The following is a 24,467-nucleotide window of genomic DNA, read 5'->3' on the forward strand; positions in this document are numbered from 1 at the left end:
CACGATGAATCCCGAATTCGATTTGAAATCCAGAACGAAGCCGCTTTTCTTCCGAAAGGCGGCGGACGGCATCGTCCGGATCTTTTCCGTGACCGCGGTCGCGATCGCCGTCGGCGGCATGGCGTGGATTCTCGCGTCCGTCGTCGGGCGCGGACTGAGCGCGCTCGATCTCGACTTTCTGACGAATCCGTCGAAGCCCTACGGCGTCGCCGACGGCGGGATCGCGAACGCGGTCCTGGGCACGCTGCTGATCACGGCCGTCGCCGCCGCGATCGCGATTCCGACGGGCATCGCTGCGGGCATCTACCTTTCGGAATTCGGCAAGCGCTCCCGCGTCGCGAACGCGCTGCGCTTTTGCGCGAACGTGATGATGGGCATGCCGAGCGTCATCGTCGGGCTGTTCGTCTACGTGATCTGGGTCGTGCCGACGGGGCATTTCTCCGGCTTCGCGGGCTCGCTCGCGCTGGCGATCATCATGTTCCCGGTCGTGATGCGCACGACGGAGGACATGCTCGCGATGGTGCCCGACACGCTGCGCGAATCCGCGCTGGCGCTGGGCATGACGCGGGCGCGCACGACGCTCTCCGTCATCTGCCGCTCGGCGAAGAACGGGCTCGTCACGGGCGTGCTGCTTTCGATCGCGCGCGTCTCCGGCGAGACGGCGCCGCTGCTCTTCACCGCGATGTCCATGGACGACTGGCCGAACGGCTTCTTTTCCGACCCGACGGCGAACATGCCCGTGCTGATCACGCAGTACGCGGATTCGCCCTTCGGCGAAATGCAGGCGGCGGCGTGGGGCGCGGCGTTCGTCATCACGCTGCTCGTGCTCGCGATCAACGTCTTCACGCGCGTCGCCTTCCGCGAGCGTTCCCGCGCCAAGTAATCACTTTTTAACGACAAATCAGAAAACCATGGCAACGAAAATCTCCGCGAGAAACCTCAATTTCTTTTACGGAAACAACCAGGCGCTCTTCGACAACGACATCGACATCGAGGCGAACAAGATCACCGCCGTCATCGGGCCGAGCGGCTGCGGCAAGTCCACGCACCTGCGGATCTACAACCGCATCTTCGAGCTCTACCGCGACCAGCGCGCCACGGGAACGCTCACGCTCGACGGTGTGAACATTCTCGACAAAAAGGTGGACGTGCTCGACCTGCGCCGCCGAGTCGGCATGATTTTCCAGAAGCCGACGCCGTTCCCGATGTCGGTCTTCGACAACGTCGCCTATCCGCTGCGCCTGCACTTCCGGCTTTCCCGCGGCGAAATCGCCGACCGCGTCGAACAGGCGCTCGTCGGCGCGTCGATCTGGGACGAAGTCAAGGACAAGCTGAAGAAGAGCGGCCTCGCGCTTTCCGGCGGCCAGCAGCAGCGCCTCTGCATCGCGCGCGCCATCGCCGCCGAGCCCGAAGTGCTGCTCATGGACGAGCCGACCAGCGCCGTCGATCCCGTGGCGACGCTCAAGATCGAGGAGCTCTGCCTGCGCCTCAAGGACAAGTTCACGATCGTCATCGTCACGCACAACATGCAGCAGGCGGCGCGCATCAGCGACTACACGGCGTTCTTCTACAAGGGAAGAATCGAGGAATTCGGCGCCACGTCGAAGATCTTTTCGAACCCCGACAAGAAAAAGACCGAGGAATACGTGACCGGACGATTCGGCTGATTCCCGGGCGCGTTTACGCGTAAACGATTTTCAATTACAAAAAAACGAATCCGAAAAATCATGAAGGAGCATTTCAATCAAGCCATCATCAACCTGAAGCAGATGGTCGCGCAGATCGCCGCCGACGCCGAAAACGCGCTTTCCGAAGCCGTTCTCGCCGTCTCGAAGCTCGACGTCCGCCGCGCTTCGGAGATCATCGAAAACGATTTCCGCATCGACTGCGAAGAGATCCGCATCGAAGAGGAGTGCCTGAAGATCCTCGCGCTCTATCAGCCCGTTGCGTCGGACCTGCGCACCGTCGTCACGATTCTCAAAGTGAACATCGAGATCGAGCGCGTCGCCGACATGGCGTGCAACATCGCCGAACGCATCGCCGACATGGCGAAGACCGACGTCGGCGCGCTCGGCGAAGACGCCCGCTTCGACTGCTCCGAAATGGCGTCGAAGACGCGCGAGATGCTGCGCTGGGCGCTCGATTCCATGACCTACCGCGATCCGGAGCTCGCGGAGCGCGTCCTGAGCGCCGACGACGCGGTGGACGAGCTCAACCGCCGCAATTTCGCCTGGGTGCGGGAACGCGTCGCCGCCGCTCCGCAGGCGAGCGGCTATTTTCTGGACTGCCTCACGATCTCGAAGAATTTCGAACGCATCGCCGACATGGCGACGAACATCTGCGAGGACGTGATCTACCTCGAGCGCGGCAAGATCATCCGCCACGGAAACGCGGTGTGAAAAAGAAGCGACGCGAAGAAAAACCGCGAAGTCAATGGAAGTTAAAGAAAGTTTTAAGGGAGAGGCGACATTTCAGTCGCTTCCTCGAAATCCTTCCCGCAGAAATTTCCTGCAAAGACGCAAAGGCGCAAAGGCGCGAAGAAAAACCGCGAAGTCAAAGAAAGTTAAAGAAAGTTTTAAAGGGGAGAAGCGGCATGGCTCCACGCTTCGCTTACTTGCCGCTTTATTGAAATCCTTCCCACAGAAATTTTTTCCCGCAGATTTCCGCAGACGCGAACTCTCTTTTCCTGACCACGGAAGCTCACGGAAATCTCCACGGAAAAGCGCCGAAACGGCGGGAGCTCGAAATCGCCGCGCGTTCCCGTGAGCGTCCGTGAGGATTTCCGCGCGTTCCTGCGGCAAAAAACGTCCCCGAGGATTTCTCCCCGGGGACGGCACACAATGAAAAAGTCGAGGAGTAGAGAAGGTTTAAAAGGTCGAAAAGTAATTACCTTTTAAACTCCTCCACTCCTGAACTCTTAAGCTTTCTTCCGGCGACGGCGCGTTCCCGCGAGCGCGAGAGCCGCCAGACCCGCCAAAAGACCGAACGTGCTCGGCTCCGGAATCGACGGAACCGCCGCCACTGCGTAGCCGGAGAACTTGTTCGTCGTGAAGCTCACTTTGCCGTTCTTGGAGACGATGTTGCCGACTTGGTCCGTCACGTCCGTCCAATCGCCGTTTTCTTCGTGATAGACGCGAATCGAGTCCAGCGCGACGTCTTGCCCGACGTCGAGCGTCACCATGACGTCCGCGTCCGAGTTCGCGATCTCGAACGACCACGCCGAAAGCACGACCGCGCCGATTTCGCTGACGGAAACCGTGCCCGTGTCGAGGCTTTCCGCCTTCGCCACCGTGATCGCCGTCGACGCGGTCGAGAGCGTGACGGTGTCGCTCTTCTGCGAAATCGTCACGGACGTGTTCGCCGCGACGTTCTGGTTTTCCTGCGAGATTGCGCCGAATTCGTCCGCGGAGACGTTCGCGACCGTTCCCGCCGTGAACTGCGTTCCCTCGAGCGTGCCGCCGAACGCCGTCACCGTCACGCCGCCGGCGACCGTGCCGATCGTGAAGCTCGACGTTCCCGAGACGACGACCTTGTCGAAATTCTGGATCGTCGTTCCCGCAGTCGCGCCCGTGTTCACGATGTTGAGCACGGACGTTCCCTCGACCGTTCCCGCGCAGCCGTCGATGACCGCGCCGCCCGCAAACGTCCCGCCGGAAATCGTCACCGTCGCGTTCCCGCGCACGAGCGTCATGGAAGAGCCGCCGCCCGCGTAAACGTTGCCGTTGATGCTTCCGCCCTCGATCGTGACGTTCGTGTCGCCGCCGACCGACGAATGTTTCTGAGCGCCGCCGTAAATGTCGCCGTTGATCGTGCCGCCCTTGACGGTGACGAACGTGTTCCGCACGCCGTCGGTCAGATCGTCGACGCTGTCGGCGGCGTATTTCGTCGGATCCTTGACGGTGCGCGCCGCGCCGCCGTAAATCGCTCCGGAAACGGAAGCGTTCCCGTCGATCGTGATGGACACGTCGCCCTTGACGGAGCTTTGTGAGCCTCCCGCGCCGAGAATCGCTTCTTTGTCGTTGTCTCCCGTGACGACGGTGTTCCCGCCGACGTAGATGCTGACGTTTCCGCTGACCGTCATCGTGTCGCGATGCGGAGCTCCGTCGACGTGGTCGACGTTCATCAGCGAATGTCCGCCGCGAATGGAAAAGACCTTCCCGCCGGTGACGCTGATGTCGATGTTTCCGGAAACGCCGCCGAAAGACCCGTCTTTCGAGCTGTAAACGTTTCCGCCGATGAGCCAAGTGGCCATGTCGCCGCCGGTCATCTCGATTTTGACGTTCCCGTCGATCTGTTGCCCGGTCAGGCTTCCGCCCGCGAACTGGTCGGAAACTTTTCCGCCGGTGATTTCCACGAAGACGTCGCCGGACGCGTAATTCTCGGGAGCACCTTGGAATTTTCCGAGATTGTCGCCTTCCGAAATGCTCGCGGCGAGCGCGGAGGCGGCGGTGAAGAAGCCGAAAGCGAGAGCGCAGACGGAGAGTTTAGTCTTTTTATGTTTGGTGATTTCCATAGTTGAAGTTGAATTTTTGGAAAGAACCATTCTGTACGGTTACGAATACCGAGGGGGAACGCCTCCGAAGCCACATAAACAAAAGAAACTGAACGACCGTTGAATATCGTTCAAAAGAGGAGAAAATTCCCGACGCTCCCGCGAACATACTTTTAAGCAATTTCGGCAAAGCGACAGGAATGTCGCTTCTCCCCTACGTTCCCGCGAATCTTCGCTAAATGACAAATTCCGTGCTTTTCCGTGTTTTCCGTGGTTAAAACTTTCCTCTTGCCACGGTATTCGTAATCGGAGGGACGGCGAAAGGAAGAAAGCTCAAAGGGGCGTTTCAGCGGGCGGATTTCGAAAAGCGACAAGTAAGTTCTTCGCGTTTCCACGTTCTTCACGCGTTTTCTTTTTCTGATTTCCGGCGTCTTTCCGAAATCAGCGCTCATCCGCGACATCTGCGGCTAAAATTTTGCGAGATGTCGCGGGGAGAAAATTCGTGAAATTCGTGGATTCAAAAATTCTTCGCGTCTTGGCGTCTTGGCGGGAAAACTTGAACGGAAAGGTTTTCGAGGAAGCGGCAAGAAAGCCGCATTTGCTGAAATTTCCGTGTCTTTCCGTGTTTTCCGGGGTCAAAACTTTTCGCTTGCCCCGGTTTTCTTAACCGAGGGGAAGTCGTCCGTCTCGGGCGGACAAAAAAAAAGGCGTTCCCGCGGATTTCGCGGGAACGCCTTTCGTCGCAGGAACGCGTTCGGGGCTTATTTGCCCTGCTTGTCGAACCAGCGGGCGATCGCCTTGATCGTCCAGGCGTCGCCGTCGTTGTTGAACTCGTCTCCGACGACCTTGCCGATGAGCTTCTGCGCGAGCGGCGTCTTGTAGGAGAGAATGTTCTTGCCGGGATCGGAGTCCCACGCGCCGAGAATCGTGTAGGCTTCCTTTTTGCCGGAAGCGGACTGGAGCTCGACGATGGAGCCGACGCCGATCTTGTCGGTCGGCGTGTCGGAGAAGTCCGTCGCCTGCGCGCGGCCGAGCTCGGATTCGAGCTGCGCCTTGCGCGCGAGCAGCGTTTCCTGGTCTTGGCGCGCCATCTTGTATTCGGAGTTTTCCTTGAGGTCGCCGTGTTCCTTCGCGATGTTGATGGCTTCCTTGTTCGCGGGAATCTGCACCTTGATGAGGTCTTCGAGTTCGTTGCGGCGTTCTTCGAGCGACCACTGCGAGACGACGAGCGCGCCGGAGACTTCGGGCTCGTCCGCGCCGCCGACGAGCAGGTTCTGGATGCGCGGGTAAATCTTGATGAAGCGCGCGAGCAGCGACTTCTTCGTGAGCGGCTCGAAGCCCTGGTTGAGGTTGAGCGCCTGCGCGAGGTCGCGCGCGACTTCCTCGTTCGAGTCTTCAAGCAGGTCCTGAATCAGGCCGTAGTCTTCGCTGAGCTCTTCCGCGAGCAGGATGCGGCGGTTCGAGGTCGCCATGACGGCTTCGCGGTCGATCGCGTAAAGAATCGCGGAGAGAAGGCGGTGCGAAATGAGCGGCTTGATGATCTTCGCGTACTTGCGGGAATTGCGGTTCTTGATGATCCAGATGAGCACGGGGCTCTTCAGGCTCTGCGCGTCGAGCCAGTCCACCAGCGTCTTGGCGACGTGCTTTTCCTGGCCGCGTTCGACGAGGAAGTTGACGCATTCCGCGGTGAACTTGCCCGTGCTGTGCTCGAGCAGGTCGGTGATCACGGAGACCCATTTTTCGCCTTCGGCGTAAACGCGCGAGAGCAGGTCGAGCAGACGCTTCAGACACGCCGGATTCTGCGGGATTTCCTCCGCGAGGCGGCTCAGTTCTTCGGGCGTGCAGGAAAGAATGACGGACTTCGACGTGGGTTCGAGCGAATCGACGTCTTCCTTGAAGAAGCGGCAAAGGTCGTTGCGCACCCAGAGCCCGTAGAGGCATTCCGCCTTCGTGAGACGCTTGGCGGACTTGATGGCGTCGGTGAGCTCGTCGAAGATGTTGTGCAGGTCGGCCTCGATTTCCGGGTCGGTCGCCTTGTAGTGGTGCAGCGGCTGCGGCTGGTTCGGATCGCCCTTCGGGAGTTCGTCCTCGGATTTGATGGACGAGAACTGGAAGAGCTTTTCCGCGAGCTGAATCTTCTTTTTCGGATTCTTGTTGCGGTAGTATTCTTCGAGAATTTCGCGCTCGGGCGAGACCTGGTCGTCTTCGTCGCGGAGCTCGTACTGGCCTTCCTTCTTCGCGGGAACGCCGATCATCGGGTCCTTGAGAAGGAGTTTCTTGGTCGCCGTCCACCATTTCTTCATCTTGGCGGGACCGAGCAGGCGGATGAGGACGACCTCGATTTCCGTCGTCGTCATCTTGTGTCCCTTCGCGGCGGCGAGAATCTCCTTGATGAGGCGGACGGGATCGGACTTCACGAGAGATTCGATCACGCCGGGCTCCTTGCGGTTGCGGACGAGGATGTGGCGCTCGGGCAGAATCTCGAGCTTTTCGACGCAGAACGCGGGAGCCATCGCATGCCCGATCTTGTTCGCTTCGGGGAAGTCGATGATGAGCCGGTTGACGGACGCGTCGTAGCCTTTGATTTCGCCGAAGCCCCAGGTGCGGTGCATGCAGCAGGCGCCGTTCGCCATGGCTTCGAGCTTGTCGCGCGCGACGCGCAGCTCCGGATTGTTTTCGATAAGGGATGCGATCTCTTCGTTGTTCATTTTACGTAAAATGTCGGATTCTCTATTAGAGCACCAAACGGCGCGCGCTTGCAAGCGCCGATTTGGCGCGGAAAGCGTCAGAAGAGCCCCGGGAGCGTCGGGGCGTCGTCCTCCCGGCGGCGCGGCGGCGGGAACGCGGAGAGGTCGCCCGCGCGGTCGCGCAGCCACGTGAGGAGGATGCCGACGACGTATTCCCGCTCCGCCTCGGAGAGTTCGCGCCCCGGCGCGACGCCGTGCCATTTGCTCAGGCAGCCGCGGCAGCACGTTCCCGTGGCGTGCTGCGCGAGAAAGACGACGTGCCCGCGCATGGGCGTCTGCCTGCCGTCGTTGCGCGGAAAGGCGGGCGCGAGGCGTTCCCGCACGATTTTCCGCGCCTGCGCCGCGATCGTCTCCCAGCCTTTTTCCGCGATGTAGGCGCGGTCCTTTTCCGAGAGCCGGAAGCGCGAGCGGAAGGGCGACGCGGCGAGCCGCGGGCGGAGATTTTCGAAGGTCGTCATCGGCGCGCGGAAAGCTCGCGCACGACGCGTTCGGGGAAGCTCGAGCCGTTTTCGTCGGTCACGTAAACGTGCTCCCAGACGAGGCGCACCTTGTCGCCGGGCGCGAGCGCGTGGACGCGTTCGGCGATTTCGGCGGGAACGTCGCTCGCGCCCGTCGTCGAGAGCAGCATGAACGCGAACTCGTCCGTCTGCGGGTCGCCGTACTGTCCGGGTTTTTCGTAGGCGTTGTATTTTTCGACGCGGAAGACGGCGAGCGTTCCCGAGCGCCCGCACCGGTCGGGGCAGAGCGCCGTCAGCCCGCGGCAGACGTGTTCGCGCGTTCCCGCGAAGACGGCGTCCGCGTCGTGGCGCGAGAGCAGTTCCGCCGTGCGCGCGGGCTTCGCGGGCGCGGCGTTTTCTTCGGGCGCGTTCCCGCAGGAGCAGGCGGCGAGCGCCGTTCCCGCGAGGGCGAGAGCGAGCAGGGCGAGGAATTTTCGGGGAAAGGAGGCGGCGTGTTCTTTTTTCATGAAGGAGAAGCGGTTCCGCGGAGGGATTTTGTCCGCGCGGCGGCGTTCACGGGCGGAAGCCGCGGGCGCGCACGGCGGCGTCCAGATCGTCGCGGTTCAGCGCGGATTCGTTTTCGGGCAGGACGCCGTTCGCCTCGAACCAGCCTTCGCGCATTTCGAGACAATACTGGACGTCGTCGGAATCCGAATACGTCGTGCGCAGGTCGTGCGCCGCCATGGCGCGGACTTCGAGCAGCCTCCCCGCGGGATCGAAGAAGCCGATGTCGAGATTCACGGGAACGTTCTTCATCCAGAACGCGCGCGTCTCCGCGACGGGATAGACGAAGAGCATGCCTTCGCCGTCGGCGAGACCTCGGCAGCCCATCAGCCCGCGCGTGCGCTCGATTTCCGTGATCGCGAGGCGGACTTCCGCGCGCGCGCCGTTGTCGAAGCGCAGCGGAAAACGCGTCTCCGCGTCCGCGTGTTCCCGCGGCTCCGCTTCGCCGCACGCGCAGAGCAGGGCGAGCGCGCCGAGCGCCGCCGCTCCCGCCGGAAGGAATTTTCGCCGAAGTCTCATGGCGCGATTTTCCCGCGTTCCCGCGCCGAAAGTCAAGCGGGCGATTCGCGTCGCGCGCGGGAGGTGATGAGGCGACGGAAGGCTATGGAGCGTGAAAAGCGCTTCGCGCCGTGTATGGCGTAAAGTGTAAGGTTTATTTCATTACACCTTAAACCTTAAACAGCGGCGAAGCCGAACGCAATGAACCCGCAGCCTTCCTCGCCTCATCAGCTTAAAAATGCGACAAATGGGACAAAAAGAAACTTGGCACGGGGTTTGCATAAATCAAGGGCACTATGAGTAAAATTCTTGGAATCGACCTTGGAACCACCAATTCCTGCATGGCTGTCATGGAAGGCGGCGAGCCCGTCGTCATCCCCAACAGCGAAGGCGCGCGCACGACGCCGTCCGTCGTCGCGTTCGCGAAGAACGGCGAACGTCTCGTCGGCCAGGCCGCGAAGCGCCAAGCCGTCACCAACCCGAAAAACACGATCTTTTCGGCGAAACGCCTGATCGGCCGCAAGTTCGCGGAAGTTCAGGAAGAGATCAAGTCCTTCCCCTTCACCGTCGTCGAAGGCAAGAACGGCGACGCCGCGATTCAGGCGACCGTCAACGGCAAGACCGAGACCTTCGCTCCGGAACAGATTTCCGCGATGGTCCTCGCGAAGATGAAGGCGGACGCCGAAGCCTATCTCGGCGAAAAGATCACGCAGGCGGTCATCACCGTTCCCGCGTATTTCAACGACGCGCAGCGCCAGGCGACGAAGGACGCGGGAACGATCGCGGGCCTCGAAGTGCTCCGCATCATCAACGAGCCGACGGCGGCCTCGCTCGCGTACGGGCTCGACAAGAAGTCCGACGAAAAGATCGCTGTCTACGACCTCGGCGGCGGCACGTTCGACGTGTCCATCCTCGAAATCGGCGACGGCGTCTTTGAAGTCAAGGCGACGAACGGCGACACGCACCTCGGCGGCGACAACTTCGACGAGCGCGTCATCGCGTGGCTCGTGGACGGCTTCAAGGCCGAAAACGGCATCGACCTGCGCAACGACCCGATCGCGCTGCAGCGCCTGAAGGAAGAGGCGGAAAAGGCGAAGATCGCGCTTTCCTCCACCAATTCGACGGACATCAACCTGCCGTTCATCACGGCGGACCAGTCCGGCCCGAAGCACCTCAACGTCACGCTCACCCGCGCGAAGCTCGAACAGCTCTGCGACGACCTGCTGGAACGCACGCGCGTCCCGTTCGAACGCTGCCTCAAGGACGCCGAGCTCTCGATGAGCGAAGTCAACGAGCTCGTGCTCGTCGGCGGCATGACGCGCATGCCGAAAGTGATTGAAGTGGCGCGCAGCCTCGCCGGCAAGGAACCGCACAAGGGCGTGAACCCGGACGAAGTCGTCGCGATCGGCGCTTCGATTCAGGGCGGCGTCCTCAAGGGCGACGTGCGCGACGTGCTCCTGCTCGACGTCACCCCGCTGACGCTCTCCATCGAGACCGCGGGCGGCGTCTCCACGCCGATGATCGAGCGCAACTCGACCATTCCGACGAAGAAATCGCAGATTTTCTCCACCTACGCCGACAACCAGACCGCCGTGGACATCCGCGTGCTGCAGGGCGAACGCCCGATGGCGAAGGACAACAAGCAGCTCGGGCTCTTCCGCCTCGACGGCATCAATCCCGCGCCGCGCGGCACGCCGCAGATCGAAGTCACCTTCGACATCGACGCGAACGGCATTCTGCACGTCTCCGCGATCGACAAGGGCACCGGCAAGAGCCAGGAAATCTCCATCACGGGATCGTCCGGCCTGAGCAAGGACGAAGTCGAAAAACTCCGCAAGGAAGCCGAAATGCACGCCGCGGAGGACAAGGTCCTGCGCGAGACCGCCGAAGCCCGCAACAAGCTCGACGCCTACGTCTTCCAGATCGAAAAACAGGTCAAGGAAGCCGGCGACAAGATTCCCGCGCAGCAGAAGACCGAAATGGAAAACCTGCTCGCCGAAGCGAAGAAGGTGCTCGAAGACAAGTCCTCGACGCTCGACGCGATCAACGCGCAGGTCTCCAAGATCGAAAGCCTGATGCAGGCGGCGCAGCAGTTCGCCCAGCAGCAGGGCGGCGCGGCGGGAACGCCTCCTCCGCCTCCGCAGAGCGACGCCGCTTCCTCCTCCTCCTCCGGCAAGAAGGGCGGCGACGGCGCGGTGGACGCCGACTTCGAAGTCGTGGACGACGACAAGAAATGAGCCGAGCCTGAATTCTAAGGCTTAAAGAAGACGCGTTCCCGCGGAGTTTCTCCCGGGAACGCGTTTTTTTTGTAAGGGTGGAAGGTGTAATGTGTAGGGTTTAGGGTTTATTTTCTTCCACCTTCCGCCTTCCGCCTTCCGCGGCGCGGAGCGCCTCTCACCGCGCGCCGATGAGGCGGTTGCAGCGGCGGCAGAGCATCCGGCAGTTTTCCGCGACCGTCTTGCCGCCCCTGCTCCAAGGCGTGATGTGGTCGCCTTCCATTTCCTCGAACTCGAAATGCCCGCCGCAGTGCGGGCAGACGCCGCGCTGCCGCTGATACGCCTCGCGCTTCATCCGCGCGTCGAACGCCCGAATGTTCAGCGCCCGCTCGTCCCCGCCGAGCACGTACGCGAACACGCCTTTCTTGTTCGTCACGTCCGGATCTTCCAGCAGCGCGGCGATTTTCGCTTCGAGCTCGCGCGCGTTGAAATTTCCGTCCCTGTGCGCGGCGTAGAGCTCGCCCCACGGCACGCCCTTCATTTCCTTGAGCGTCCGCGGGAACAGCGTCCTGACCCAGCCGATCACCGTCTGAAAATGCTGCCACAGCGGCGACGCGTCCGCGTCGTGCTGGTGCCGCCCCATGTAGTCTTCGACGTTCCCGCCGGAAATCCATTTCAGCGCGGTTTCGAGAAATTCCTGCCGGATCGCCGTTCCCGCCAGATAATCCTTGCCGAGCTGATACGCCGGGCAGCCGTTGCGGCTGAAATACCGCTTCGCGTCCGCCGTCCACGTTCCCGCGTAAACGGCGTTGCGCAGCTCCTGCGGCGTCAGCTCCTCGCCCGCGATGTTGATCGTCCGGAACCAGCCGAGCTTCTCGCTCGCGTTCCCGCGGCAGACGTAGATCGTCAGCCGATACGCGAGAAAGCGTTCCCGTTCGTCCGCCGGCAGATTGCCGAAATAGCGATTGCCGAACGAAAAATCGCCGTTCACGAACTGGCAGATCGAAATCGTGCGCTGCTGCCCGTCGATGACCTCGAACGTGCCGTCCTCGCGGTCCGCCCAATACATGACGTTCAGCGGGAAGCCCTTGAACACCGTGTCGATCACGGCGTCGCGCTGCGCCGGCTTATAGACGAACTCGCGCTGGTAGATCGGGCGGACGTCGAGCCTGCCGCCGAAGCCGCTCACGCGCCCCGTTCCCGCGTCCTCGGCGTAGTCCGCCGCCAGCTCGCGGATCGTGATTTCTTTGAGTGTGATTTCCATAAATTTTTTTCGTCGTTTCGCGCGCGCGGGCGCTCTTTTTTTGAACCACGGATGAACACCGATTCGCACGGATTTCCTCGCGGGAACGCTCACGCGCGGCGACGGATGATGATGCGGTTATAAATGTTTTTCTTTTTTATGATCGTCAGACACTCATATCCAATCCAACGGGCGGAGTTCGCGATTCCTAAAATTTCGAATTGCTCCGGATTGTATTTGTCCAAAAACGTTATGGGAACGCCCATGATTCCGTCGTAGTCGCAGGGAATTTCGCTCGTCTTGTCCACGTTGATCGCGTCGTAATTGTCGTAGCGCGGGAACGCCTCGGGCGTGTAGCGTTTGTAAAGAATCAGATTTTCGTGACGTTCGGAGTAGTCCAGATTCGTGAACCAGCGGACGCCTTTGACGCGGATGAATTTTCTGCCGTTCCCGTCGATGCGGAAGCCCGCCGCGGAAATCGGGTAATCCTGCGGGATTTCAAATTCGCGGTCGCCGCTGTGAATGCTCGCGCCGAACCAGATCCGATTGTCTTTGATCAGCGGAAAAATTTCCTTGTAGGTGATCGCGTTCACGTTGCCGATGATGACGAATTTCTTTCCGTGCTCGATGAGCTGCGCGACGTATTCGCGGAAGAGCGAGAACGGCGGATTCGTCACGACGACGTCCGCCTTTTTCAGCAGTTCGACGCATTCCGGCGAGCGGAAATCGCCGTCGCCCTTGAGCTTCGTCAGCGCGTTTTTGCGGGAACACTGCAGCAGCTGCGCGACGTCCGCGAGATCGATCGCGCCGTTCCCGTCGAAATCCGCCACTTCGCGGATCCTCACCTTGTAGGGGCGGCGCGTCGAAAGGCGGAGCTCCGTGCCGACGATGGGCGAGCCTTCGTAGCACGTCGCGACGAGCTCCTTCAGCCCGAGCTTGTTGAAGTTGAGCGCGAAGTAGCGGAAAAAGTTGCTCTCGTACGGGTCGTCGCAGTTGCAGAAGACGCTCTTCCCGCGGAAGTGCTCGCGGTAGTGGCGCAGCTCGCTCTCGATGTCGGCGAGCTGTGTGTAGAATTCGTCCTTCTTGGCGCGCTTGGCTTCCGTGAGGCTGGAGTTGAGACTGCGGGAACGAGATGTTTTTTCGCGAGGCATTTTACATGATTTTATGTCTGAAATATGGATTTTACATAATATTATGTCAAACAGTGAGTTTTTCAGCGGGAGCGCGGGCTTGTGTTAGACATATTGCGATGTCTAAAAACTCCAAACAGTTCTTCATCGCGTTCCCGCGGGAGATTTTGGCGGCGTACGAGTCCTGCCAGAGCATGAAGAATTTCATGTCGTTCGTCCGCGAAGCGACGATTCGGCGGCTGAACACGGAGTTCGGTTTTGAGTTGGACGAATCGCTCGGCACGTTTCGCCGCGCCCAGCGCACGGATCTGATGAATCCGAAGACGAAGTGCGAAAAGCTCCCCGAGCTGCGTCGCCAGGCGGCGCGCGCCCGCGCTGGCAAAAAATCCCCGCCGCGCGGCGGGAACGCCTCCGCGAAAAACCGCGAGTGAAATCTCGCCTGCCGCGGGAACGAAGACAGGAATGTCTTCGCCCCCAAAAGCGCGCGGGAACGCCAAGCCCCGAAGGGGCTGCTTCAAAAGGCGTTTCGGGCGACGGGCGGGGCGCCTGTTCTCCTCCGAAAAATCCGTGTGAGTCCGTGTTCATCCGTGGATTCAAAAAATCTTCGCGTCTTGGCGGGGAAATTTCCGCGGGCGCATTGCGCGCTTCACTATTCCGCGGGCGGCGTCTATGCTTCCGCGTCATGCTCACGGGACCCTACAATCTGAACACGACGCGCGAACTGCTCGCGGCGCTCTCGCATTCGCCGAAAAAATGGCTCGGGCAGAATTTTCTCGTGGACGGCAACATCGTGCGCAAGTCGCTCGAGCTCGCCGACGTGCGCGCGGGCGACGTCGTCGTCGAGGTCGGACCCGGACTCGGCACGCTCACCACGACGCTGCTGCAGGCGGGCGCGCGCGTCTTCGCCGTCGAGCGCGACCCCGTGCTCGCCGCGCACCTGCGGGAACGCGTCGCGCCGCATTACGCGGAGACCTTCAGCCTGCTCGAAGCCGACGCGATGGATTTCCCGCTCGCCGGCTTTCCCGAAAAAACGCCCGCGGGAACGCCCTTCAAGATCGTCGCCAATCTGCCCTACGCGATCTCCTCGCCGTGGATGGACGCCGTGCTCGAAAGCGGCGCGCTCCCGCGGACGCTCGTGCTCATGCTGCAGCAGGAGGCGGCGGACCGCTTCACCGCCGCGCCGGGAACGAAGAATTACGGCGCGCTCTCCGTCTTTCTCGAAGCCGCCTACGAGCGCGCGCCCGGGCACCGCGTTCCCGCGCGCTGCTTCTTCCCGCCGCCGAAGGTCGATTCGTGCCTGCTTCACCTGCGCCGCCGCGAAAAGCCCGTGCTTTTCGGGAAGACGGCGCGGCGCCTCGTCCGCGAAATCTTCATCTACCGCCGCAAGCAGCTCGGCTCCGCGCTGAAGAAGATTCTCGCCGCGCCCGACTTCGCCGACGTTCCCGCGGACGCGGTCGCCGCCTGGCTCGACGCGCTTCCCGGCTTCGGCGCCGACGCGCTCTCCCGCCCCGAATGCGTTCCCGCCGCCGCCTGGCAGGCGCTGAATGCGCTATTGGGAAGTGATGAAGTCACGGCGGTTATGAAGTGATGAAGTTCTTTGCGCTCGGCTTCGCCGAAAGGATTTTTTCGAGAAATATTTTCGCGCAGCGAAACGCAATCAACTTTCATAACCTCATAACCTCATCACCTCCATAAGCTCCTTTTCCCCATGCCTCACATTCTTAAGACCGAAAAACGCTGGCGCTCGCCGCACGGACGCGCGCTCCCGCAGGATTTCTGCGAACGCACGCTGCTCATGGGCATCGTCAACGCCACGCCCGATTCGTTCTCGGACGGCGGAGAATTTCTCGCTCCCGAGGCCGCCGCCGCGCACGCGCGCGCGCTCGTCGAGGCGGGCGCGGACGTCATCGACCTCGGCGCGGAATCGACGCGTCCGGGCTGCCGCGAAATCGACGCCGAAGAGGAGGCCGCGCGCCTCCTGCCCGCGCTGAAGGCGATCCGCGCCGCGCTGCCCGACGTTCCCGTCAGCGTGGACACCTACCGCGCGGAAGTCGCCGAAAAGGCGCTCGCCGCGGGCGCGGACATCCTGAACGACGTCCGCGCGATCGGCGCGCGCGCGGACACGGCGGGAACGCGCTACGCGATGGGCGAGCTCGCCGCCGCCGCGGGCGCGCCGCTCATCGCGATGCACAACCGCTTCGGGCGCGAGGACTACGGCGATTTCTGGACGGAATTCATGGACGACCTGCACGCGGGCGCGGAACGGATTCTCGCCTGCGGCGTTCCCGCGGAGCAGCTTTGGCTCGATCCGGGATTCGGCTTCGGGAAGACGCCCGCGCAGAACCTGCTCATCGTCGCGCGGCTGCGCGAAATCGCGGAGCTGGGCTTTCCCGTGCTGCTTGGCACGTCGCGCAAAAGCACGCTCGGCGTCGTGCTCGGCGGCAAGCCGCCGAAGGAGCGCGCGGGCGGCGACGCGGCGTGCTCCGCGCTCGGCGCGTTCCACGGCGCGGCGTGTCTGCGCCTGCACGACGTCGCCGCGCACAGGGACGCCGTGACGACCGCGGACGCGATTTTCGCGGCGCCGGGAAAAGCTTAAGGGTTAAAGCTTAAAGGGAAGTTTCCTTAACGTTCTTTACCTTCGCGGTTTTTCTTCGCGTCTCGGCGTCTTCGCGGGAATCCGCGGTCCGCGTTCCCGCGGTTTTCGGCGTTCCGCTCACTTGCCGCTTCCCTTTTTCCGCGTTCCCGCGTATCGTTGCGGCTCAATCTTCCGATGCCGAAAATCCGCATTCTTTCCGACAACGTCGCCAACCAGATCGCCGCCGGCGAAGTGGTGGAGCGGCCCATGTCCGTCGTCAAGGAACTGTTGGAAAACGCGATCGACGCCGGCGCGACGCGCGTTCACGTCGAATTCCGCAACGGCGGCAGAAGCTTCATCTCCATCGAGGACAACGGCTGCGGCATGACGCGCGACGAGGCGCTGACCGCGCTCGAACGCCACGCGACGAGCAAGATCCGCGAGACGGAGGACCTCGACACGATCCGCACCTTCGGCTTCCGCGGCGAGGCGCTCCCGTCGATCGCCTCCGTGTCGCGCTTCACGCTGCGCACGAAGACGGAAGGCGACGCGCTCGGCACGGAAATCTTCGTCAACGGCGGCCGCTACGTGCACTGCCGCGACGTCGGCATGGCGGCGGGAACGAAGATCGAGGTCACGGGGCTTTTTTCCAACGTTCCCGCGCGGCTGAAATTCCTGAAATCGGAAAACACCGAGGCGGCGCACATCACGCGCGCGATCCGGCTCTACGCGGTCGCGCACCCGAAGATCGCGTTCACGCTCTGGGAGGACGGGCGCGAGATCTTCCGCTCGCCCGCGAATCTCGAAATGCTCGACCGCGTCGCCGCGATTTGGGGGCGCCAGCTCGCGGACGACCTGATGCCGCTCGAGCCCGCGGAGGGCTTCGGCATGCGGCTGACGGGGCTGCTCGGCAAGCACGGCGTGAGCCGCAGCTCGCGCCAGGAGATGGTGACCGTCGTCAATGGCCGCCCCGTGGACAACCGCACGATGGCGTATTCGCTCGTCGAGAGCTACCACACGCTGATCCCGCGCGGACGCTACCCGCTCGCGTTTCTTTTTCTCGAAATCGATCCGCACGCCGTGGACGTGAACGTGCATCCCGCGAAGCGCGAAATCCGCTTCCGCGACGAATCGCGCGTCCGCAACTTTCTCATCACGACGGTGCTGAAGACGATCGCGCCGGAGACCTTCGCCGCGCCGGCGGGCGCGCCCGTTCCCGCGCCGGGGCTCCGCGCCGAAGTCCCGCGCGCCGCCGCGCCAGCCGTTCCCGCGCGCGCGGAGCTTCCCGAAACGCGCCGCGCGCCCGCGTTCCCGCAGGGCGCCGAGCCCGATTCCGAGCCGCCGGAACGCCGCGCGGACGCGCCGGAGGCTTCCGCGGAAATTCCGCCGCCGCCCGCGCCGCGCCCCGTTCCCGCCGAAGCCCGCGCGCCGGCGCGCGCCGCCGTGCCCGCGTTCGACCGCTGGCGCTTTTTCGGCAAGCTCGCGGGCGAGCCGCTCGCGCTTTTTCAGGCCGACGACGGACTGCTGCTCCTCCACCTGCGCTTCGCGCGGGAACGCGTCTGGTTCGAACGCGTGCTCGCGCGCTTCCGCGAAGAGACGCCGGTTTCGCAGCCGCTGCTCATTCCCGAGCCGATGGAGTTCGAGCCGCTGCTCGCGGACGCGCTTGCGCGCCACCTGCGCACGCTCGCGGCGGCGGGCTTCGACGTCGAGATCTTCGGTCGCGACTTTTTCCGCCTGAACGCCGTTCCCGACTGGCTGCCGAAGGACGCGGACGCGCGCGCGTTCGTGCGCGACCTCGTCGCCCGCGTCGCGCGCCTGCCCGCGGATTTTTCGCGCTCCGACGTCGCGGCGGAGACTCTCGCGCGCATCGCGGCGACGCAGGCGGCGGCGACCGCGTCGGAGAATTTCGACGAAGCGAAGATCCGCCTCCTCCTGCGCGAGCTCTTCGCGTGCGCCCAGCCGAACGTGTCGCCCGACGGCAGAAAAATCTTCATCGAAATCCCGAAACGCGAAATCCTGCGCCGCTTCGGCTGACGCGCGGGAACGCCCGACCGAGAAAAACGCCATGAACATCGAACTCCTTGAAAACGTCTGCACCGGCTACCGTCTGCTCGACAGCGGAAACCGCCGAAAACTCGAACAGTTCGGGAACGTGCGCATCGTCCGCAGCGAACCCAAAGCGTGGTGGAAGCCGACGCTCTCGGACGCGGAATGGCGCGCCGCCGTCGCCGTGCACGAGGACGACGGCCCGCGCGAAGGCGCCTGGCGTTTCCGCGGCGGGCGCGCGCCCGAGCCCTGGACGCTGAAGTTCCGCGACGCGTTCGCGCTGCAGCTGCGCTTCATGGACCGCTCGAAGCAGATCGGCGTCTTCCCCGAGCAGTCGCCGCACTGGGATTTCGTGCTGAACAATCCCGTTCCCGCGGGCGCGCTGCCGCGCAGGCTGCTCAACCTCTTCGGGTACACGGGCGCGGCGTCGCTCGCCGCCGCGCGCGCGGGCTGGCACGTCGCGCACGTGGACGCGTCGAAGCCCGCCGTCGCGTGGGGGCGGCGCAATCAGGAGATCTCCGGGCTCGCGGACGCGCCGATCCGCTGGATTCTCGAGGACGCGGTGAAGTTCTGCGCGCGCGAAGCGCGCCGCGGGAACACGTACGAGGCGATTCTGCTCGATCCGCCGGCGTTCGGGCGCGGCCCCGGCGGCGAGCTCTGGAAGGTCGAGCGCGACCTGCCGCCGCTGCTCGAAGTCTGCCGCGAGCTGCTTTCGCCGCGCGCCTCGCTGATGATCCTCACGCTCTACACGATCGACGCGTCGTCGCTGCTCTGCAGAAATCTGATCGAGGCGACGACGGCGAAACTCCCCGGCGGGAACGTCACGTTCGGCGAGCTCGCGACGCGGGAAAGCTCTCCCGCCGCGCGCCTGCTCCCGCTCTCGCTCTGGGCGAAATGGACCCGCTGAGCGCGGGAACGCACGCGGGTCTGTTTCCGTTTTTATCGGACAATGCGCGTTCCCTCCGGGCGAGGCGCGCGAAGATTTTTCATCGGCTTAAATCCGTTTTCTCCGCATCGGGAGAATTTTCCTCAGCGGGAGCGCGGTTTTTCCGGAACCGCGTCACGGCTTTTTCCGCGATCCAGGATAAGAACACGCAAAGCAGAAAATACGCTTCGTAAAAGACGGCGAGTTGGACGAAGACGAGCTGCGTCGTCGCGCACGTTTCCGGCTCCGCGCTTCCGCTCTTCGTCCGAATCCATGCGAGGAGCAAAACGAACAGGAGAAGCTGCGGAAAAATCACGCCTTTGAATCCGAATCTGCCTGCGAGAAACCACAGCGCGGCGAAAAGCGCGGCGCCGGCTGCCGCGGCGCAGATTCCCGCGGCCATGCCGGACGCCATGCTGAAACCGACGAAAAGTTCCGCGGCGAGAAAAAAGAGAATCGGCCCGCAACCGCAAAAATGAGCCGCTTCGCCGGCGCCGAAGCGCCTCATCAGTCTCGCTCCGCAGAGACACCACGGGAGGAGGATCAGCGGCAGGAAAATGAGCAGCGAAAAGATGGGCATTTTCGGAAAAATCAGCAGGCTTGCGGGATAAAGATTCGCGGCGGCGCGCCTCCGGCAAGCTTCGCGGGAACGCGTGCGGGTTTGGTTTGAAAATCCATGGAGATTTTTTTTTGGAACCGCGAATGAACACGAATTTTCACGAAAAGGCTTCTTTGCGTTTTTTCATTCGTGCGGATTCGTGTTCGTTCGTGGTTGTTTTTTTTTACGAGCCCGGGTGCGTCGCGGGAATCGCGGCGAGCTCGGGCGGGAGCGCGTCGGCGGGGTAGGTCGGGAACGAAAGTTCGAGCAGCGAGACGGCGGGCATCGGCAGCGTCGCGTTGCCGGCGGAGCGGTCCACGAGCATCGCGCACGCCACGGGAACGCCGCCCCAGGCCTTGATGATGTCCGCGCACTCGATCACGCGGCCGCCGCGCGTCACGACGTCCTCGGCGACGAGGATTTTTTCGCCCGGCGCGATCCTGAAGTTGCGCCGCAGCACGAGCTTGTTGTTCTCCTTTTCGGCGAAGATGAAGCGCGCGCCGAGCTGACGCGCGATTTCCTGCCCGACAACGAGCCCGCCCATCGCGGGCGCGAGCACCGTCTCCGCGCCGAGCCCCTTCAGCTTCGGGAGCAGCAGTTCGACGAGGCGCGAGACCTTGTCCATGTACTGGCATACCTGCGCGCACTGAAAGTAGTTCGCGCTGTGCAGCCCGCTGCGCAGAATGAAATGCCCCGTGAGGAGCGCGCCGCTGTCTTTGAAGATCTGAAGAACTTCGTCTTGAATCTGAGAATCCATAATGCGCGCGAGTATGCGCGTTCCCGCGAATTTTTCAAACGCGAAGGACGCGAATTCGTTTTTCAGGCGGACGCTTTCGCCGCGCCCTCCAGCAGCTCGGCGGCGGTCGCGACGCATTGCGGGCAGGGCACGCGGAAGTCGCGCTTCAGCTCGCGGCAGAGCGCGGAGCCGTTTTTCGCGCGGAAGGCTTCGATCATCGACGCGCGCACGGATTCGGGCGCGAGGCGCGTCGCGGCGTAGATCGCGCCGCAGAGGCCGTCGGGCGCGCGGCCGCCGCCGCAGGACGCGAATTCGGCGAAGAGATCTTCGCGACCGAAGCCGACGGCGATCGTCTGCGCGCAGTTGCAGTTGCGCGGGGGCGTGCGGAAAAGAGCGAGCGATTTTTCTTTGGACATGGCGGAAAATGAAAAACGGAAAACGGAGACGCGCGGCGTTCAGAGCGTGAAGCCGAAGAGGTCGCGGCCGAGCGCGTAGAGGTTCGGGAAGACGGCCTCCTGGTCGCCGACCGCCTCGATCAGCGCCTCGGGCATGTGCGTTCCCGTGGCGACGCAGGCGACGGGCATTCCCGCGACGCGCGCGGCGCCGACGTCGAAGGGCGAGTCGCCGACGAGCAGGGCGTTTTTCGGCGCGACGCCCGTCTTCGCGAGCACGTATTCGGAATACTCGCGGTCGGGCTTGCGCCAGGGCATGTCCGGCAGATTCGTGCCGAAGACGGCGTCGAGCAGCGGCGTCAGTTCGAGAAAGTCCAGAATCCGCGTCGTCGCCGAGAAATCCTTGTTCGTGAAGACGGCGGTCTTCAGCCCGCGTTCCCGCAGCTTCTTCAGGATCCACTCGGCGCCGTCGAGCGCGTACACGTCGTCGAGCATCACGTCGGGAAAGTGTTCGCGGAAGAGCTTCACGCCCTCGGCGGCGAGCTCTTCGCCGATGAGCCGCGAGAGCGTGAGCGTGATCGAGCCGCCGACCGTCGCGCGCAGCGTTTCGTAGCTCTTCGGTTCGAGCCCGAGCCGCCGCGCCACGTCCGCGTAGCAGCGGTAGATCGCGCTGAAGTTGTCGATGAGGGTGCCGTCCAGGTCGAAGAAGACGGTCGAGATTGCGGAGACGTCGAAGCTACTCATGGGAACCAGTAAATCACAATGAGACGCGCGCGTAAAGCGGACAGGCGAGCGCGAGCGAAAGCGCGTCGAGGAGGTCGCGTTCCCGCGGCGAGACGACGCCGTCTCGCTCGGCGACGCGGGCGCAGACGCGCATCAGGCTTTCGCGGAAGAGAACGGGCGCGCCGCGCAGCGCGTCGAGCGCGGCGTCGAGCTCGTCCATGCCCGGCGCGCGCGCGGGAACGCCGGCGGAGGCGAGCTCGGCGAACGTCTTTTCCTCGGCGAGAATTTCGCGGAGGTGCCGCGCCGCCTCGTCCGCCGGGAACGCGTTTTCGCGCATCATCGCGGCGAAGACGACGCCCGCCGCGCGCAGGGCGCGTTCCCGCGAGAACGTCCCGCGCTCCGGCGCGAAGAGCACGCCCTCGACGGCGCGCAGAATCAGGAATTCGAAGAGCGAGACCTCGCCGTCGATTTCGGCGAGGCGGCGCAGCGTCGCGCAGAACTCGCGGCGGCGGGCGGGCGGGAACGCGCGCAGATTCGGCGCGGCGAGCACGACGAGCGAAATGCGTTTTTCCGGCGGGAGCGCGGCGACGGCGTCCCAGTGCTTTTCCGCGAGCGCGAAGACGTGTCTGCTCTCGCTGCGCAGGAGCAGCTCCGCCTGCTCGCGGTTGCGCTCGGGCGAATCCGTCATCAGCGCCATGAAGACTGCCGCGCACGCGCCGTCCGCGCTCTTCACGAGCTCGCGCAGGCGCCGGGCGGGCTCGGAGAAAAGCGCGCCCGCGCCGATTCCCGAGACGCGCGCGTCGCGCGGAGCGGCTTCCGTTTCCGCGGGCGCGCTCCCGCGCAGCGGCGGGAGAAATTTTCCGTCCCAGGCGGGATCGAGCGCGCGGATGCGTTCCTCGAGCGGCGGGTGCGTCGCGAAGAGCGCACCGACGCCGTCCGCGAAAAAGAAGTGCGCGTATTCGCCCGCGCGCGGCGAGACGAGGCGGCTCGTGTCGCCGCCGATGCGCGAAAGCGCGCGGGCGAGCGCGAGCGGGTTGCGCGTGAACTGCGTCGCCGAGGCGTCCGCGAGGCGTTCCCGGTGCCGCGAAATCGCCGCCTGAATGAGGCTCGCGAAAAACTGCCCGATCGCGCCCGCGAGCATGACCGCGAGCCCGATCAGCATGATCGGGAGGGCGTCGTTCCTGCGGGAACGCCCGCCGCCCGCGATGAACGCGCCGCGCGTCAGCACGCGCCCGAGAATCGAGAGCGCGACCAGCCCGAAGATCCAGCCGCAGAGCTTCACGTTCAGCCGCATGTCACCGTTCAGGACGTGCGAAAATTCGTGCCCGACGACCGCCTGCAGCTCGTCGCGCGAAAGCTTTTCGAGCGCGCCGCGCGAGACCGCGATCGCCGCGTCGTCCGCGCGCGTTCCCGCCGCGAACGCGTTGATGCTGCTCTCGCGCTCGAGCACGAAGATCCGCGGCATCGGCACGCCCGAGGCGACGGACATTTCCTGCACGACGTTGACGAGCCGGCGCTCGCGCGGTGCGCTCGTCGTCGGCGGGACGGGAACGCCGCCGAGCGCCTGCGCGATTTCCGCGCCGCCGGAGCCGCCCATTTCCAGCGACTTGAACAGGCTCGCGCCGCCGACGAAGAGCAGCGTGCCGCCGAAGATCCACGCGAAGAGCTCCGGCTCCCAAAAGGGCTCTCCCGCCTGCGCGCGCACGAAGGCCGCGATCGCGTAGATCGTTCCCGCCGTGCCGAGCACCGCGAGCGCGAACCACACGACGAGCCGCCGCGTCGCTCGGCGCGCGCGGTCCTGCCGCTCGAAAAAGTTCGTTCCGGACACGGGGGAAAAAGTTAAGAGCTCAGGAGGTTAAAGGTTAAGGAAAGTTATGAAGTTATGGAGGTTATGAAGTTCATTGCGTTCGGCTGCGCCGAAAGGCTTTTCGAAATCTTCTTCGCGAAGCGAAAAGCACTGCAACTTCATAACCTCCATAACTTCATCACCTCATCACTTCCTCAATCACCATCCGACGGCGTTCTTTTCGCCCTGCTTGGTGATCTCCTTCGAGTTCATCCAGACGACGTTGCCGCTCGCCGCCTCGACGAGGCGCATCTGGAAGACGTAGGTGACCTGCTTCACGCCGCCGGCGTTCGTGGCGACTTCGGAGATCTTGCCGATCAGCGTCAGGTCGGGAACGACGGTCTTCGTGCCGCCGAGCGCGGCGACGTCCTGCCGCACGACGTCGTCGTTGCGGTCGGCGCTCATCGACATCGAAATCGTCGCCTTGCGCGATTTCAGAATCGCCTCCTGCACCTGATTGGTGAGCAGCGCCGTGTCGAAGTTCGCGCTCGTGTCGTTCACGACGCGGCTGAGCGCGACGACGGGCTTCTTCGCGCCCGCGAACGCGTCCCACTGCAGCATGTCGGCGACGAGCGCGTTCGTCGCGGCGCGGAAGTCCTGGATGTCCACCTTGTTGAGGGAGACGATGGTCTCCGTTCCCGCGGAATCGACGTAGCGCGCCTTCTGGGAGGCGCAGGCGCCGAGCGCGAGCGCGGCGGCGCAGATCGAGATCGCGGAGAGAATTTTTTTCGTTTTCGTCATGATATTGTCCTTACGTTTTTTCGGTTTGAAAATCGGTTCATTCGGCGCGCTTCAGCGAGATGCGGAAGTCCTTCGCGTCGGCGTTCGGCGCGACGGCGACGATCGACTCGATCTTCGCGGGCGCGATCGCGAGCGGAATCCACGACGCGGGAACGGCGATCTTCATGCCCTGCGCGTCGTACCATTCGACGCACCAGGCGAGTCTGCCGACGGAGCGCGTGCGGTTCATCACTTCGAGCTGAATCTTCAGCAGGCTGCCGTCGGGCGTCGTGCCCGTGCGGATTTCGATCAGCGACGCCATGTCGCGCGTTCCCGCGTCGGTGACGACGCGGCGGTCGTTCTCGAGCGTCGGGCGCGCTTCGGGATTCGCCTTTTCGATCGTGTTGACGGACGCCGAGCATGCGCTCAGCGCGAGCGCGGAGACGAGCGCCGCCGCGACGGAGAGGAATCTGTGTTTCATGCGGATTGTGGTCATAAATTGTTTGGAAAGGTCATGAAGCGACGAAGTTATGAAGGTTATGGAAGTTGATTGCCTTTCGCTCCGCGAAAAATTTCGAA

At 63.4% G+C, this 24,467-nt stretch carries 24 protein-coding genes; 11 read left to right on the plus strand and 13 right to left on the minus strand.

Annotated features, from left to right (window positions below; genetic code table 11):
• The first annotated feature begins 4 nt into the window (after nucleotides 1-4).
• The 4 genes from pstA to ACQREB_RS07375 are packed head-to-tail and all read left to right on the plus strand — an operon-like array spanning nucleotide 5 to nucleotide 2,766.
• Nucleotides 5-883, plus strand: coding sequence for a phosphate ABC transporter permease PstA (pstA, locus tag ACQREB_RS07360; protein ID WP_427767149.1), 879 nt, complete (start codon nucleotides 5-7; stop codon nucleotides 881-883).
• Between the two features lie 28 nt (nucleotides 884-911).
• Nucleotides 912-1,667, plus strand: a complete 756-nt coding sequence (gene pstB / locus ACQREB_RS07365; protein WP_427767152.1) for a phosphate ABC transporter ATP-binding protein PstB — start codon at nucleotides 912-914, stop codon at nucleotides 1,665-1,667.
• A 60-nt stretch (nucleotides 1,668-1,727) separates the two neighbouring features.
• A complete protein-coding gene (gene phoU, locus ACQREB_RS07370) occupies nucleotides 1,728-2,399 on the plus strand; it encodes a phosphate signaling complex protein PhoU (RefSeq protein ID WP_427767155.1) in 672 nt (223 codons plus the stop codon).
• Nucleotides 2,400-2,433: 34 nt separating this feature from the next.
• A complete protein-coding gene (locus ACQREB_RS07375) occupies nucleotides 2,434-2,766 on the plus strand; it encodes a hypothetical protein (protein ID WP_427767158.1) in 333 nt (110 codons plus the stop codon).
• 151 nt (nucleotides 2,767-2,917) lie between these two features.
• Here ACQREB_RS07375 and ACQREB_RS07380 read toward each other — a convergent pair whose 3' ends face one another.
• The 5 genes from ACQREB_RS07380 to ACQREB_RS07400 all read right to left on the minus strand — a co-directional run bounded on the left by ACQREB_RS07380 (nucleotide 2,918) and on the right by ACQREB_RS07400 (nucleotide 8,759).
• Nucleotides 2,918-4,513, minus strand: coding sequence for a PEP-CTERM sorting domain-containing protein (locus ACQREB_RS07380; protein WP_427767160.1), 1,596 nt, complete (start codon nucleotides 4,511-4,513; stop codon nucleotides 2,918-2,920).
• Nucleotides 4,514-5,253: 740 nt separating this feature from the next.
• Complete coding sequence (locus ACQREB_RS07385) at nucleotides 5,254-7,200, minus strand: GreA/GreB family elongation factor (protein WP_427767162.1); 1,947 nt, start codon at nucleotides 7,198-7,200, stop codon at nucleotides 5,254-5,256.
• Between the two features lie 77 nt (nucleotides 7,201-7,277).
• Nucleotides 7,278-7,697, minus strand: coding sequence for a DUF4186 domain-containing protein (locus ACQREB_RS07390; protein WP_427767164.1), 420 nt, complete (start codon nucleotides 7,695-7,697; stop codon nucleotides 7,278-7,280).
• Nucleotides 7,694-8,203, minus strand: a complete 510-nt coding sequence (locus tag ACQREB_RS07395; RefSeq protein WP_427767167.1) for a hypothetical protein — start codon at nucleotides 8,201-8,203, stop codon at nucleotides 7,694-7,696. Before ACQREB_RS07395 ends, ACQREB_RS07390 begins: the two co-directional genes overlap by 4 nt.
• 46 nt (nucleotides 8,204-8,249) lie before the next feature.
• The gene (locus ACQREB_RS07400; protein WP_427767170.1) at nucleotides 8,250-8,759 is read right to left on the minus strand and encodes a DUF192 domain-containing protein; all 510 of its coding nucleotides are present in this window, start codon (nucleotides 8,757-8,759) and stop codon (nucleotides 8,250-8,252) included.
• Nucleotides 8,760-9,034: 275 nt separating this feature from the next.
• Between ACQREB_RS07400 and dnaK the strand changes: the two genes are divergently transcribed.
• Nucleotides 9,035-10,975: a molecular chaperone DnaK gene (dnaK, locus tag ACQREB_RS07405; RefSeq protein ID WP_427767172.1), complete on the plus strand. Its 1,941-nt coding sequence runs from the start codon at nucleotides 9,035-9,037 to the stop codon at nucleotides 10,973-10,975.
• Between the two features lie 157 nt (nucleotides 10,976-11,132).
• On the opposite strand, the gene ACQREB_RS07410 is transcribed toward dnaK, so the two are convergent.
• Nucleotides 11,133-12,218: an HNH endonuclease family protein gene (locus ACQREB_RS07410; protein WP_427767175.1), complete on the minus strand. Its 1,086-nt coding sequence runs from the start codon at nucleotides 12,216-12,218 to the stop codon at nucleotides 11,133-11,135.
• Between the two features lie 89 nt (nucleotides 12,219-12,307).
• Complete coding sequence (locus ACQREB_RS07415) at nucleotides 12,308-13,348, minus strand: adenine-specific methyltransferase EcoRI family protein (RefSeq protein WP_427767178.1); 1,041 nt, start codon at nucleotides 13,346-13,348, stop codon at nucleotides 12,308-12,310.
• Between the two features lie 98 nt (nucleotides 13,349-13,446).
• Between ACQREB_RS07415 and ACQREB_RS07420 the strand changes: the two genes are divergently transcribed.
• The 6 genes from ACQREB_RS07420 to ACQREB_RS07445 all read left to right on the plus strand — a co-directional run bounded on the left by ACQREB_RS07420 (nucleotide 13,447) and on the right by ACQREB_RS07445 (nucleotide 19,543).
• Nucleotides 13,447-13,758, plus strand: a complete 312-nt coding sequence (locus ACQREB_RS07420) for a hypothetical protein (protein ID WP_427767180.1) — start codon at nucleotides 13,447-13,449, stop codon at nucleotides 13,756-13,758.
• Between the two features lie 251 nt (nucleotides 13,759-14,009).
• Complete coding sequence (gene rsmA / locus ACQREB_RS07425; RefSeq protein WP_427767183.1) at nucleotides 14,010-14,915, plus strand: 16S rRNA (adenine(1518)-N(6)/adenine(1519)-N(6))-dimethyltransferase RsmA; 906 nt, start codon at nucleotides 14,010-14,012, stop codon at nucleotides 14,913-14,915.
• A 120-nt stretch (nucleotides 14,916-15,035) separates the two neighbouring features.
• Nucleotides 15,036-15,923: a dihydropteroate synthase gene (gene folP, locus ACQREB_RS07430; RefSeq protein ID WP_427767185.1), complete on the plus strand. Its 888-nt coding sequence runs from the start codon at nucleotides 15,036-15,038 to the stop codon at nucleotides 15,921-15,923.
• A gap of 174 nt (nucleotides 15,924-16,097) precedes the next feature.
• Nucleotides 16,098-17,936, plus strand: coding sequence for a DNA mismatch repair endonuclease MutL (gene mutL / locus ACQREB_RS07435; protein ID WP_427767188.1), 1,839 nt, complete (start codon nucleotides 16,098-16,100; stop codon nucleotides 17,934-17,936).
• A 31-nt stretch (nucleotides 17,937-17,967) separates the two neighbouring features.
• Nucleotides 17,968-18,855, plus strand: a complete 888-nt coding sequence (locus ACQREB_RS07440) for a class I SAM-dependent methyltransferase (RefSeq protein WP_427767191.1) — start codon at nucleotides 17,968-17,970, stop codon at nucleotides 18,853-18,855.
• 223 nt (nucleotides 18,856-19,078) lie between these two features.
• Entirely contained in the window at nucleotides 19,079-19,543 is a 465-nt protein-coding gene (locus ACQREB_RS07445) for a hypothetical protein (protein ID WP_427767194.1), read from the plus strand.
• A 112-nt stretch (nucleotides 19,544-19,655) separates the two neighbouring features.
• Here the strand turns inward: ACQREB_RS07445 and pyrE are convergent, their stop codons facing one another.
• From pyrE to ACQREB_RS07475, 6 genes are all read right to left on the minus strand, one after another.
• Nucleotides 19,656-20,228: an orotate phosphoribosyltransferase gene (gene pyrE, locus ACQREB_RS07450; protein WP_427767197.1), complete on the minus strand. Its 573-nt coding sequence runs from the start codon at nucleotides 20,226-20,228 to the stop codon at nucleotides 19,656-19,658.
• A 62-nt stretch (nucleotides 20,229-20,290) separates the two neighbouring features.
• Entirely contained in the window at nucleotides 20,291-20,623 is a 333-nt protein-coding gene (locus ACQREB_RS07455; protein ID WP_427767200.1) for a redox-active protein, read from the minus strand.
• Between the two features lie 39 nt (nucleotides 20,624-20,662).
• Nucleotides 20,663-21,343 (minus strand): HAD family hydrolase, encoded by a 681-nt coding sequence (locus tag ACQREB_RS07460; RefSeq protein WP_427767203.1) that lies wholly within the window; start codon nucleotides 21,341-21,343, stop codon nucleotides 20,663-20,665.
• Nucleotides 21,344-21,356: 13 nt separating this feature from the next.
• Nucleotides 21,357-23,150, minus strand: coding sequence for a M48 family metallopeptidase (locus tag ACQREB_RS07465; RefSeq protein WP_427767206.1), 1,794 nt, complete (start codon nucleotides 23,148-23,150; stop codon nucleotides 21,357-21,359).
• Between the two features lie 177 nt (nucleotides 23,151-23,327).
• Complete coding sequence (locus tag ACQREB_RS07470) at nucleotides 23,328-23,909, minus strand: hypothetical protein (protein WP_427767209.1); 582 nt, start codon at nucleotides 23,907-23,909, stop codon at nucleotides 23,328-23,330.
• Between the two features lie 37 nt (nucleotides 23,910-23,946).
• A complete protein-coding gene (locus tag ACQREB_RS07475; protein WP_427767211.1) occupies nucleotides 23,947-24,369 on the minus strand; it encodes a YcfL family protein in 423 nt (140 codons plus the stop codon).
• Nucleotides 24,370-24,467: the final 98 nt, after the last annotated feature.

It is taken from the genome of Candidatus Spyradosoma sp. SGI.093 (assembly GCF_050314555.1).
GTDB lineage: Bacteria > Verrucomicrobiota > Verrucomicrobiia > Opitutales > UBA953 > Spyradosoma.